Annotated in this window: 10 protein-coding genes and 1 tRNA gene; 8 read left to right on the plus strand and 3 right to left on the minus strand. The window is 67.2% G+C overall.

The features are described 5' to 3' along the window. Positions 1-18: 18 nt before the first annotated feature. From DK459_RS24345 to mutM, 3 genes are all read right to left on the minus strand, one after another. Positions 19-1,698, minus strand: coding sequence for an FAD-dependent oxidoreductase (locus DK459_RS24345; protein WP_110135127.1), 1,680 nt, complete (start codon positions 1,696-1,698; stop codon positions 19-21). A 128-nt stretch (positions 1,699-1,826) separates the two neighbouring features. Then, entirely contained in the window at positions 1,827-2,780 is a 954-nt protein-coding gene (locus DK459_RS24350; RefSeq protein WP_006385919.1) for an MBL fold metallo-hydrolase, read from the minus strand. Between the two features lie 228 nt (positions 2,781-3,008). Continuing rightward, complete coding sequence (gene mutM, locus DK459_RS24355; RefSeq protein ID WP_026384827.1) at positions 3,009-3,836, minus strand: bifunctional DNA-formamidopyrimidine glycosylase/DNA-(apurinic or apyrimidinic site) lyase; 828 nt, start codon at positions 3,834-3,836, stop codon at positions 3,009-3,011. On the opposite strand from mutM, the gene DK459_RS24360 reads away from it, so the two are divergent. The 8 genes from DK459_RS24360 to pth all read left to right on the plus strand — a co-directional run bounded on the left by DK459_RS24360 (position 3,835) and on the right by pth (position 11,882). Beyond that, entirely contained in the window at positions 3,835-5,721 is a 1,887-nt protein-coding gene (locus DK459_RS24360) for a lipopolysaccharide assembly protein LapB (protein ID WP_006385921.1), read from the plus strand. The genes mutM and DK459_RS24360 overlap by 2 nt on opposite strands. 32 nt (positions 5,722-5,753) lie before the next feature. Next, complete coding sequence (lolB, locus tag DK459_RS24365) at positions 5,754-6,314, plus strand: lipoprotein insertase outer membrane protein LolB (protein ID WP_020926327.1); 561 nt, start codon at positions 5,754-5,756, stop codon at positions 6,312-6,314. Positions 6,315-6,550: 236 nt separating this feature from the next. Continuing rightward, a complete protein-coding gene (locus DK459_RS24370) occupies positions 6,551-8,149 on the plus strand; it encodes a methyl-accepting chemotaxis protein (RefSeq protein ID WP_006385923.1) in 1,599 nt (532 codons plus the stop codon). Between the two features lie 191 nt (positions 8,150-8,340). Beyond that, positions 8,341-9,282 (plus strand): 4-(cytidine 5'-diphospho)-2-C-methyl-D-erythritol kinase, encoded by a 942-nt coding sequence (gene ispE, locus DK459_RS24375; RefSeq protein WP_054442666.1) that lies wholly within the window; start codon positions 8,341-8,343, stop codon positions 9,280-9,282. 1 nt (position 9,283) lies between these two features. Continuing rightward, positions 9,284-9,360 (plus strand) — tRNA-Gln (locus DK459_RS24380). A gap of 135 nt (positions 9,361-9,495) precedes the next feature. Further along, a complete protein-coding gene (locus DK459_RS24385; RefSeq protein WP_006227587.1) occupies positions 9,496-10,446 on the plus strand; it encodes a ribose-phosphate pyrophosphokinase in 951 nt (316 codons plus the stop codon). 127 nt (positions 10,447-10,573) lie between these two features. Continuing rightward, positions 10,574-11,188 (plus strand): 50S ribosomal protein L25/general stress protein Ctc, encoded by a 615-nt coding sequence (locus DK459_RS24390; RefSeq protein WP_006385925.1) that lies wholly within the window; start codon positions 10,574-10,576, stop codon positions 11,186-11,188. 97 nt (positions 11,189-11,285) lie between these two features. Further along, positions 11,286-11,882, plus strand: a complete 597-nt coding sequence (pth, locus tag DK459_RS24395; RefSeq protein WP_026384832.1) for an aminoacyl-tRNA hydrolase — start codon at positions 11,286-11,288, stop codon at positions 11,880-11,882. Positions 11,883-12,053 lie beyond the last annotated feature (171 nt).

The raw sequence follows: 12,053 nt of genomic DNA on the forward strand, positions 1-12,053 counted from the left end.
AAAAGGCCTCCGGGTTCTTCAGGCGCGGCCGATGGCGCGGTTGACGGCCGACGCCACCGCGTCGGGCTGGAAGGCGCGCCAGCGCGCGGCGATGTGCTGGTCGGGACGGATCAGGTAGGCGGTGCCCGACAGCGCGTCATAGCGCTGGGCCAGCAGGCCTTCGGTGTCGACCACCGCCGCCAGGTCGGACGGCCAGCCCGCGGTATCGCAACCCGGACCCGCGACCAGCACGGGCTTGACCGGCACCGCCGCCAGTCGCAGCGCCCGCAGGGCCTGCAGCGTCTGCGTGTCGGGCGGGGCGTCGCCGCAGAAATAGGCCAGCGTGAAACCGGCGTCCAGTTGCGCCAGCCACCACGGCGAATCGCCTGGGCCTTGCACCGGCGCATCCAGCGCCACCGCGCCGGGCCGCATGCGGCCGGAGAAGGCGTCGGTATCCGGCGTGTTCAGCGGCGAATCGGCGTAGGTGGCCGGCAGCGACAGGCGACCGCTGTTGACCAGCGTGCGCGCGAACGCATGGGTGCGGGCCAGGTTCAGCACGGCATTGCGGAAGCTGCGGCTGATGTCGCTCTTGGGCGTGATGAAGTCGGTGGCGCGCGAGGAATTCAGGATGTTCTCGTCGGCGGCGTGCTCGCGTTCGGCGGCGTAGCTGTCGATCAACGTCTCGGGCGCCTGGCCGGCCAGCACCAGGCGCAGTTTCCAGGCCAGGTTCTCGGCGTCCTGCACGCCGCTGTTGGCGCCGCGCGCGCCGAACGGCGAGACGCGGTGCGCCGAGTCGCCGGCGAACACCACGCGGCCGTGGCGGAACTTGTCCATGCGTTCGCAGGCGAAGGTGTAGACGCTGACCCATTCCAGGTCGAACTGCGCGTCCGGGCCGAGCAGGGCGCGGATGCGCGGCAGCACGTTCTCGGGCTTGACGGCCTCGACCGGGTCGGCGTTCCAGCCCAGCTGGAAGTCGATGCGCCAGACATTGTCGGGCTGCATGTGCAGCAGCACCGATTGATTCGGGTGGAAGGGCGGGTCGAACCAGAACCAGCGCTCGGCCGGGAAGTCGGCCTTCATCTTGACGTCGGCGATCAGGAAGCGGTCGCGGAAGATGCGGCCATGGCTTTCCTGGCCGATCAGCTTGCGCACCGGCGAGCGCGCGCCGTCACAGGCCACCAGCCAATCGGCGCGCAGCGCGTAGCCGCCTTCGGGGGTGTCGATCGACAGCACCACGCCGTCGCCGGCCTGTTCCAGGCCCACCACCTTGTTCTTCCAGCGCAGGTCGATGTTCGGTTCCTGGCGCGCCTGCTCGTACAGGTAGCCTTCGGCGTAGTACTGCTGCAGGTTGATGAAGGCGGGGCGGCGGTGGCCGGGTTCCGGCAGCAGGTCGAAGCGCCAGACCTCCTGGTCGCGGAAGAAGACCTTGCCCACGTTCCACGACACGCCCTTGTCGACCATGCGCTGGCCGACGCCGAGGCGGTCCCAGATTTCCAGGGTGCGCTTGGAAAAGCAGATGGCGCGCGAGCCGGTGGACAGGCGGTAGTCGTCGTCCAGCACCACCACCCGCACGCCCTGGCGCGCCAGGTCCAGCGCCGTGGTCAGGCCGACCGGGCCGGCGCCCACCACCACCACCGGGTGGCGTGCCTGCGTCGCGGCGGCCTGGTCGGCGTGTTTTTCATAGGCGAACTCCATCGCCTGAAAGTCGATGTCTCCCACGGTTGTCTCCTGTGTGGGTCATTTTGTTTTTATGCGCGGCTGCGCGCGTCGCCTGCCGACTTCGGTGGCGGATTGCGTGCAGCCGTTTCGATCTGTGGAACAGCGGCCGGCGCGCCGGCCGCGCGGGATCAGCCCTCCAGCTGTGCCCACATTTCCAGGTCGCGCTTGTCGGTCCAGATGCGCGGATGGACGTGGCCGGTGGCTTCGTCATAGGCGCGCGACACGTCGAACGGCATGCAGTGGTCGAAGATGACCCAGTCGCTGTAGCGCGGCTTCATGAAGTCGTAGACCTCGCGGTAGATCGTCTTCAGGTCCTTGCCCTCGGCCACGCCGCGGTTGACCGCGCCGTACAGGTCGGTCAGGAAGGCGCGCGTGCCGGCCAGGCCCTGGCGCACTTCGGTGGCGTTCTTGAGCGCCGGGCCGCGGCCGGGCACCATCTTTTCGGCCTCGAAGCCCGACAGCGCGTCCAGCGTGCTGGGCCAGTCGCGGAAGTAGGCGTCGCCGCAGTAGGGGGTGGACTGGTATTCGACCAGGTCGCCGGCGAACAGGATCTTCTGCTCGGGCAGCCAGGCGATGGTGTCGCCCTTGGTGTGGCCGCGGCCGACCTGCAGCAGCTTGACCTCGAGGTTGCCCAGGTTGACGGTCATCTCGCCCTTGAACGTCATGGTGGGCCAGACCAGGCCGGGGGGAATCGATTCGGCGTTGCGGAACAGGCGCGGGAAACGGCCGATCTCGCTGGCCTTGTCCTGCTCGCCGCGTTCGGCGATCAGGTCGTAGGTGTCGCGGCTGGCCAGGATTTCCTGGGCGTTGTAGGCCGAGGCGCCGAACACGCGCACCGCGTGGTAGTGCGACAGCAGGATGTACTTGATCGGCTTGTCGGTGACTTCGCGGATGCGGCGGATGACGTCCTGCGCCATGACCGGCGTGGCCTGGGTGTCGACCACCATGACGGCCTCGTCGCCGATGATCACGCCGGTGTTGGGATCGCCTTCGGCGGTGTAGGCGTAGGCGTTGTCGGACAGCTTTTCGAACGACACGACCTTGTCGCTCAGGTCGGCGTGCGAAGCGAATTGCTTGCTCATGGAGGCTCCTTCCACTTTTATAGGAATAGGGTGTGTGGACGGACTATAGCGTGGCGTTAGTGGTTGTGCAATACGTTTGCTATAAACGAATTGACCCTTTTTGGCAGGGATTTCCCTTGGATTTCCGGGGCTGCCCAAATGCATCCGGGCCGCGCAGGGCGGCCCGGGATGGGAACCTTTCGGACCAAAGGAGGCCCCAGGGGCTGGGATGGCGTCAGGCGGGGGCGCTCAGGTCTTCTGGCACTTCGGGCAGTAGTAGGTGGCCCGCTGGCCCTGGACGATGCGCTTGATCGGCGTGCCGCAGACCCGGCAGGGCTGGCCGGCGCGTTCATAGACCGCGGCGTGGATCTCGAAATAGGCGCCCGGCTCGCCGGTGGCGCCGACGTAGTCGCGCAGGGTGCTGCCGCCGGAGGTCAGGGCGTCGGCCAGGGTGGCGCGCACCATGTCCGCCAGGCGGTCGCAGCGGGCGCGCGACAGCTTGTTGGCCGGGGTCTTGGGATTGATGCGCGCGCGGAACAGGCTTTCGGAGGCATAGATATTGCCCACGCCCACCACCGCCATGCCGGCCAGCAGCACTTGTTTGATCGCGGCGCCGTGGTTCTTGAAGTGATGGTGCAGCCAGGCGCCGTCGAAGCGCGGGTCGAACGGCTCGATGCCGAGCCTGGCCAGCAGGGGGTGGTTTTCGACCGGTCCGTCCGCATCGGGATGCCACAACACCGCGCCGAAGCGGCGCGGGTCGTGCAGGCGCAGCACCGCCTGGTCGAAGATCCATTCGACGTGGTCGTGCTTGCGCAGGAATTCACCGGGCGCCACGCTGCGCAGCGAACCGGACATGCCCAGGTGCACGATCTGGGTGCCGTGGTCGAAGCGCAGCAGCAGGTACTTGCCGCGGCGGCCGCATTCGCGCACCGTGTGGCCGCCCACCAGGGCGGGCAGTTCGGCCGGGATGGGCCAGCGCATCCGGGACTCATGGACGACCAGCCGCGTGAGCGGGCGGCCGGTGATGACGGCGTCGATTCCGCGACGCGTGGTTTCAACTTCAGGCAGTTCCGGCATGAGCCAGTGTAAGATCATCAATTGCGTGTACGAAGATTGTGCCACCAACCGGACGGGCCGCGTGAAGTCGTCTTTCAAACAAATGAATATCGGGATTGCCGCGCTGGCGCTTGCGTTGGCCTCCACCCTGGCCCCTCAAGCCCAGGCCGCCGACAGCCGGACGCGGGATGCGACCGGCCCCCGCATGGCGCCCCAGAACCGCCAGCCTGAAACCGAGGTGATCCGCCTGCGTCCCGGCCAGCTGCCCTACGTGTCGCTGACCGCCGACATCTTCTACCGCGTGCTGGCTTCGGAAATCGCCGCCCAGCGCGGCATGTACGGCACCGCCGCCAACACCATGGTCGGCCTGGCGCGCGACACCGGCGATCCCCGCCTGGCGCGCCGCGGCCTGGAATTCCAGCTGGCCGGCGGCAACCTGCCCGGCGCGCTGGACGCGGCCCGTGTCTGGGCCCGTCTGTCGCCGAACGATCTTGAAGCCAGCTCCACCGAACTGGCGCTGGCCGCGGCCAACGGCCAGACCAAGGGCCTGTCGCAGGCGCTGCGCAACCGCATCGAGGCCTCGCGCGACAAGCCGGCCGCCATCGGCCAGGCCCTGGCGGTGCTGAGCCGCCTGAACGACCGCCGCCTGGCGCTGCGCATCCTCGACGAATCCCTGAGCGACAGCGTGCGCAAGCTGCCCGCCGCCCATCTGGCGCTGGCCGACGTGGCCTCGGCCGCCGGCGACTACCCGCGCGCCGCCCAGGAGGCTCGCGCCGCCCTGGCCGCCGATCCCAGGTCCGAGCCCGCCGCCCAGCGCGTGCTGGAGTACGGCGCCAAGGTCGATCCGCAGCGCGCGCAGGCCGAGGCCCAGGCCTATATCGCCCGCAATCCCAACGCCCGCAAGGTGCGCCTGATGCTGGCCGGCCAGATGGCCGATGCCGGCGACTACAACGGCGCCCTCGCCGAACTGCAGGCCATGTCGCGGCGCTCGCCGGAAGACTTCGACCTGCTCTTCATGCAGGCCCAACTGGCCTACAAGGCCGGCCAACTGCCGCAGGCCAAGACCCTGCTGCAGCAGTACCTGGACGTGCAGAACCAGCGCCAGCGCGCCATCGTGCCGGGCGCCACCGACGCCGGCGCCGCCGCGGCCGATGCCCACGTGCTGCTGTCGCGCATCGCCGAAGACCAGGGCCAGTACGATGAAGCCATCGCCGAACTCGGCCGCATCGACGACCCGTCGCTGCGCTTCTCGGCCCGCATGCGCCAGGCCGCCCTGCGCGCCAAGTCCGGCCGTATCGATGACGCCATCAAGATGGTCGACGCCGCCGCGCCCCAGGACGAGGAAGAACGCACGCTGGGCGTGCTGACCAAGGCGCAGATCCTGCGCGACGCCGACCGCGTCGGCCAGGCCGTCTCGGTGCTGGAAGCGGCGGACCAGGCGCTGCCCGATACCGTCGAGATCAAGTACGAACTGGCCATGCTGTACGAACGCCAGGACCGCCTGGCCGACCTCGAGCGCATGCTGCGCCAGGTCATCGCGCTGGATCCCGAGCATGCCCACGCCTACAACGCACTGGGCTACACGCTGGCCGACCACAACCAGCGCCTGCCCGAGGCGCTGGACCTGATCACGCAGGCGCTGGAACTTTCGCCCAACGATCCGTTCATCCTGGACAGCATGGGCTGGGTCAAATTCCGCATGGGCGACCAGATCGCCGCCGCCGACTACCTGCGGCGCGCCTACAGCGTGCGGCCCGAGGCCGACATCGCGGCCCACCTGGCCGAAGTGCTCTGGACCCAGGGCAAACGCGACCAGGCGGTCGAGTTGTTGCGCGCCGCGGTGCAGAAGGATCCCAAGAACAGGACCGTTCTTGACGTCATCAAGCGCCTGGGAGTCAGCCTGTGACGGCAGCGTCGCGCGGTCTCGGCCTGGAATGGATGCGCTGGGCGCTGCTGGCCATGCTGGCGTTCGTGCTGGCGGCCTGCACCACCACGCCCAAGCCCATTGAAGGCGCCTCGCCCGACGCGTTCTCGCGTATCGGACGCTTCGCCATCACGGTCAACGAGGAAAACGGCAAGCAGAGCGCCGTGCAAGGCGGCTTTTCCTGGTCGGACGATGGCCGCCGCTACGTGCTCGACCTGACCAATCCGCTCGGCTCGACCGAGGCGCGGGTCGAAGGCCAGCCCGGCGCGGCCAGCCTGACCAAGGCCGACGGCACCCGCCTGGTGGCCGACAACCCCGATGCCCTGGCCGAAGACGCCCTGGGCAGCAGCATGCCGGTATCCGGCATGCGCGACTGGCTGCGCGGCAAGCTGCCGGGCCAGCCCGAGGCCACCGATGTGTCCAACGACGACCTGGGACGCCCCGTGGCCTTCGAGCAGGGCGGCTGGCGCGCGCGGCTGTCGCGCTACGACACGCTCGGCCCGCAGATGCTGGTGCTGGAGCGCCAGGAGCCGGGGCGCCGCATCATGGTGCGCCTGGTCGTCAACCAGCCCTGATTGCTACCGCTTCGTGACTTCCTCGACGGCCCTGCGGGGCCGTTGTGTCGTCTGGCTGTAGCACGTCCGCCCCGCTTCAATCAGCAAATCAGCGTTGCAAAATCGACTTTGTTACTGATTGATAGATTCTGTTTAACCTGAATAATTCTTCCGACACCCGCGCGCACGACCCCCGCGCGCGGCATGCAAGGCCGGTGGCCGCGGATCGCGCCGCCGCTTTTTTACGGAGAATGCCAATGTTCAGGAATACGCGGATCGCGACGATGCTCTTGGGGATCATCGCGGTGTTTTTCACTTTCCAGCTGCTGGTGGGCGGCATGGGTTTCGTCGCCCTGCGGCAGACCAACCAGGACGTCGGCCAGCTCTATCGCCTTTCCTCGCAGCAGGTCAACGCCGTGAACACGGCCGCGTTGTCCCTGGTGGCGGCGCGCACCGACCTGAGCCGTTATGCCACCCGGGTGGCGCAGGGCAACGCCAGCGACACCACCGCACTGCGCCTGGCGCGCCAGCGCATTGCCGCGGGTGACCGGGCCTTCCAGGGCTTTGCCGGCGGTTTGTCGGCGCAGGAGAAAGCCGAGTCCAAGGACCTGATCGAGGCCTACGGCAATCTCAGCAACAACCTGCAGAACGTCGGCAAGGTGCTAGAGGCCGGTGACATGGACGCCTACTTCAAGCAGGGCACGCAGCAGGTGCAGGAGCTGCTGGTGTCCGAGCGCGACGCCTTCATGCGTCGCGCCGAGACCACCGGGCAGGAGGTGATGGACGAGATCTCGCTGTTCCACATGGTCTTTTCCTATCTGCTCGGCGGCATCCTGGTGCTGGGGCTGTTGATGGCGGTGGGCGCGCACGTGCTGATCCGCCGCATGATCGTGCGGCCGCTGCTGGAAGCCGGCGACATCTTCCGCCGCATCGCCGAGGGCGACCTGACGCGCCGCGTGGCCGATCGCGGCCGCAATGAGATCGGCGCGCTGCTGGGTGCCCTGCGCGCCATGCAGGACAGCCTGGTGCGCACGGTGTCCACGGTGCGCCGCGGGGTGGATGAGATCAACGTCGGCGCGCGCGAGATTTCGTCCGGCAATGCCGACCTGTCCAGCCGCACCGAAGAGCAGGCCGCCTCGCTCGAGGAAACCGCCGCCAGCATGGAAGAGCTGGCGACCACGGTGAAGCAGAACGCCGACACCGCGCGCGAAGCCAACCGCATGGTGGCCGCCTCGGCCGCCGTGGCGCAGCGCGGCGGCGAGGCCGTCTCCAGCGTGGTCGAGACCATGCGCGCCATCCAGGGCAGCTCGTCGCGCATTTCCGACATCGTCGGCGTGATCGACGGCATCGCGTTCCAGACCAACATCCTGGCGCTCAATGCCGCGGTCGAGGCCGCGCGCGCCGGCGAGCAGGGCAAGGGCTTTGCCGTGGTCGCCAGCGAGGTGCGCACGCTGGCCCAGCGCAGCGCCGCCGCCGCCAAGGAAATCAAGCAGCTCATCGAGGACTCGGCGCAGAAGGTCGGCGTCGGTTCCGAGCAAGTGGAAACCGCAGGCGCCACCATGCGCGAGATCGTCGATTCGGTGCAGCGCGTGACCAGCCTGATGGGCGAGATCTCGGCCGCGTCGGAGGAACAGGCCACCGGCATCGACCAGGTCAACCGCGCCGTGACGCAGATGGACGGCGTGACCCAGCAGAACGCGGCGCTGGTGGAGCAGGCCGCCGCCGCGGCCGGTGCGCTCGAAGAGCAGGCGCGCCAGCTGGCGGGCGCCGTGGCGGTGTTCAAGCTGCCGGAAGGGCAGGTGATCGAGGCCCCGGCCGAACGCCTGGCCGGCCGCGTCGCGCCGCAGATCGCCTGATCCGCATCCGAGGGCGGCGTCCAGGTCCGGGCAAGCCGGGACCCATTCCCGTTGCGCCGTTCCTTGCGGACGATAGGATCGGTCTCCCGCCGGTCCCCCGGGACGCCAGCGGCCCTGTCATGGCGTACCGGCGCTCGCCACCCCGGGCGGGTCGCTAAAATCGACGCATCCGTCCTTTTTCCCGATCCGCCGTGACCCTCTATGACGTACCCGCGCCCGCCAAGGTGAACCTGTTCCTGCACGTGGTGGGCCGCCGTCCCGACGGCTATCACCTGCTGCAGACGGCTTTTCGCTTCATCGACCTGTGCGACACGCTGCACTTCGAGGCGCGCGCCGATGGCGTCATCAGCCGCGCCACGGAATTGCCGGGCGTGTCCGAAGAGGATGACCTGACCTTGCGCGCCGCCCGCGCCCTGCAACAGGCCACTGGCACGCGCCAGGGCGCGCAGATCGCGCTGGAAAAGCGCATTCCGCAGGGCGGCGGCCTGGGTGGCGGTTCGAGCGACGCGGCCACCGTGCTGATCGCATTGAACCGCTTGTGGGGCACCGGGCTGTCGCGGCGAGAACTGATGGCGCTGGCCCTGCCGCTGGGCGCCGACGTGCCGGTGTTCGTGTTCGGCCAGTCCGCTTTCGCCGAGGGCGTGGGCGAGAAACTGACCGCGCTGGACCTGCCGGCGCGGGCCTATCTGGTGGCGCAGCCGGACGCGAGCGTGCCGACCGTTGGAATTTTTTCCGCACCCGATTTGACAAGGGATTCTTCTTACATCACAATAGCGGACTTTCTTGCTTCGCCTACATTTTCCTTCGGGAAAAATGATTTGGAGCCGGTGGTCTACCGACTTTATCCTGAGGTTCTCAGGGCATCGCGGTGGCTTGCAGAGCAGGGCGTGTTGAAAAACACGGGAACCCAAGTTCGCATGTCGGGATCTGGCGCGTGTCTATACGCCGAGTTTTCCGAGCTGTCGGAGGCCGTTTTGGCGAAAACGGAAATTACCGCTACAATGCGCGGCGCTGTTGAAGCAAACTGCAAAAACGCAGATGACACAGGCAGCACAACGCATCCACGGTTCCGGTTAGTGCAGGCATGTCCTGGGTTGACTGAACATCCGTTGCGGAATTGGATTGCAAGATAGTTGGGGAGTCGCCAAGCTGGTTAAGGCACCGGATTTTGATTCCGGCATGCGAAGGTTCGAATCCTTCCTCCCCAGCCAACCGAATACATAACAAAGCTGTTGAACACGCCTGTAAGACACTGGCCCGGGTTCAGCAGCTTTTTTATTTTCCGGTTTCAGCAGGTTCTCGCATCACCTCGTTAGTGTCTCGAAACGACCATCGCATCATCCATCATGGCAAACGATAGCTTCATGATCTTCACGGGCACGGCCAACACTCGGCTGGCCGTGGACGTAGTCAACCACCTCGACATGTCCCTGGGCAAGATGACCGTCGGTCGCTTCTCGGACGGCGAGGTGATGGTCGAGATCAACGAGAACGTGCGCGGCAAGGACGTTTTCGTCCTGCAGCCCACCTGTGCGCCTACCAATGACAACCTGATGGAAATCATGGTGATGGTCGATGCCCTGCGCCGCGCCTCGGCCGGCCGCATCACCGCCGCGATTCCCTATTTCGGCTATGCCCGCCAGGACCGCCGCCCGCGCTCGGCGCGCGTCGCGATCTCGGCCAAGGTGGTGGCCAACATGCTGCAAGTGGCTGGCGTCGACCGCGTCCTGACGATGGACCTGCACGCCGACCAGATCCAGGGTTTCTTCGACATTCCCGTGGACAACATCTACGCCGGTCCGATTTTGCTGGGCGACATCTGGCGCCGCAATTTCTCGAACCTGGTCGTCGTGTCCCCGGACATCGGCGGCGTGGTGCGCGCCCGCGCGCTGGCCAAGCAGCTCGAAGCCGACCTGGCCATCATCGACAAGCGTCGTCCGCGCGCCAACGTGTCGGAAGTGATGAACATCATCGGTGAAGTCGACGGCCGCACCTGCATCATCATGGACGACATGGTCGACACCGCCGGCACGCTGTGCAAGGCGGCCCAGGCCCTGAAGGATCGCGGCGCCGGCGCCGTCTACGCCTATTGCACGCACCCCGTGCTGTCGGGCGGCGCCATCGACCGCATCGAGGCGTCGGAACTGGACGAACTGGTCGTCACCGACACCATTCCGCTCTCCGAGCAAGGCCAGGCCAGCGGCAAGATCCGCCAGCTGTCGTGCGCCGCGCTGCTGGGCGAGACCATCCTGCGTATCTCGAACGCGGAATCGGTCAGCTCGCTGTTCGTCGACTGACGCCAGCCTCCCCGTTTTTTGTGTCCTGCTGGTCGCGGCAGGACGCAAGCAACACGGCGCACCTGTTGTGCGCCGTGATCACAACCGGCGAAGTCCGCTTCGCCAATTTTTGTTTTTGGAGTTTTCCATGAAATTTACTGCCACTGCGCGTAGCGTCCAGGGTTCGAGTGCGAGCCGCCGCCTGCGCCGCGCGGGCCGCGTTCCCGCCATTGTTTATGGTGGTTCGGCTGCCCCGTTGAACATCGAACTCGACCACAACGAGATCTACCACGCCCTGCGCAAGGAAGAATTCCACGCTTCGATCCTGCAAATGCAGCTCGAAGGCGCCAAGGACGAACAGGTCCTGCTGCGTTCGGTTCAATGGCACGCCTACAAGCCGCAAGTCCTGCACGTGGACTTCCAGCGCGTCGACGCCAACCAGGCGCTGCGCACCAAGGTGCCGCTGCACTTCGTGAACGCTGAAGTCTCGCCGGCCGTCAAGCTGAGCGGCGCGATCATCAGCCACGTCGCCACCGAACTGGAAATCACGTGCCTGCCGTCGGCGCTGCCCCAGTTCATCGAAGTCAACCTGGCCGACATCCTGGCCGGCGCTTCGATCCACCTGGCCGACATCAAGCTGCCGATGGGCGTGACCTACGTCCCGCACGGTGGTGAAGAGAACCCGCTGCTGGCCGCCGCTGTCGTCAAGGGTGGCGCTGCCGCCGACGACGCCGACGCCGCTCCGGCTGCTCCCGCCGCCTAAGTCCTGCCGGAAAGCTTCGGCTTTCCCGCGGCTTGCGCCCGAAACCCTGCGTGTGCATTTGCATGCGCAGGGTTTTTTGGTTTAAACACCCCCCATCATGTCTATTCCCATACGCCTCATCGTGGGATTGGGTAACCCCGGTCCCGACTACGAAACCACCCGCCACAACGCGGGCTTCTGGCTGGCCGACCACCTGGCGGACGACCTGCGCGCCTCGTTCGCGCTGGAGAAGTCGTTCTTCGGCATGGTGGCCAAATCCCGCCTGGGGGCCGACAACGTCCTGCTGCTCAAGCCCAACACCTACATGAACCGTTCCGGCCAGGCGGTTGGGGCGCTGGCGCGCTTTTACAAGCTGACGCCGGAGCAGGTGCTGGTGCTGCACGACGAACTCGACCTGATGCCGGGCCAGGTGAAACTCAAGCAGGGTGGCGGCCATGCCGGCCACAACGGCCTGAAGGACATCCAGGCCGCGCTGGGCAGCCCGAACTTCTGGCGCCTGCGCATCGGCATCGGCCATCCGCGCACGCTCGGCCTGGCGCAGCAGGTGGCGGACTTCGTGCTGCATCCGCCGCGCCGCGAAGAACAAAAGGAAATCGAGGCGGTCATCGACCGCTGCCGCGCCGTGGTGCCGGCCATGCTGGCGGGCGACTTCGCGCTGGCCACCCGCCAGCTGCACAGCGGCAACGACGCCTGATGGACGGCGCTCCGGCTTTCGCCGAACCGCGCAAGCTGCGCTTCCGCAGCGAGCTGGCCGACTTCTGGCGCTTCGTGCGCCGGCCGCGCCCATTGCGGCGCCTGCCGGGGCGCGCCCCGGCGATCGGCTGGGTGTCGGATTGGTGGCCGGGTGTTGGCCCGGGGCGCCTGC

Origin of the sequence: Achromobacter sp. RW408, assembly GCF_003184165.1 — a bacterium.
Taxonomy (GTDB): domain Bacteria; phylum Pseudomonadota; class Gammaproteobacteria; order Burkholderiales; family Burkholderiaceae_B; genus Achromobacter; species Achromobacter xylosoxidans.

Excerpts from the sequence above, each read along its gene's own strand:
- DK459_RS24350 (WP_006385919.1), bottom strand. The coding sequence starts at position 2,780 with ATGAGCAAGCAATTCGCTTCGCACGCCGACCTGAGCGACAAGGTCGTG.
- DK459_RS24360 (WP_006385921.1), top strand. The coding sequence starts at position 3,835 with ATGAGCCAGTGTAAGATCATCAATTGCGTGTACGAAGATTGTGCCACC.
- mutM (WP_026384827.1), bottom strand. The coding sequence starts at position 3,836 with ATGCCGGAACTGCCTGAAGTTGAAACCACGCGTCGCGGAATCGACGCC.
- lolB (WP_020926327.1), top strand. The coding sequence starts at position 5,754 with ATGCGCTGGGCGCTGCTGGCCATGCTGGCGTTCGTGCTGGCGGCCTGC.
- DK459_RS24370 (WP_006385923.1), top strand. The coding sequence starts at position 6,551 with ATGTTCAGGAATACGCGGATCGCGACGATGCTCTTGGGGATCATCGCG.
- DK459_RS24385 (WP_006227587.1), top strand. The coding sequence starts at position 9,496 with ATGGCAAACGATAGCTTCATGATCTTCACGGGCACGGCCAACACTCGG.
- DK459_RS24390 (WP_006385925.1), top strand. The coding sequence starts at position 10,574 with ATGAAATTTACTGCCACTGCGCGTAGCGTCCAGGGTTCGAGTGCGAGC.
- pth (WP_026384832.1), top strand. The coding sequence starts at position 11,286 with ATGTCTATTCCCATACGCCTCATCGTGGGATTGGGTAACCCCGGTCCC.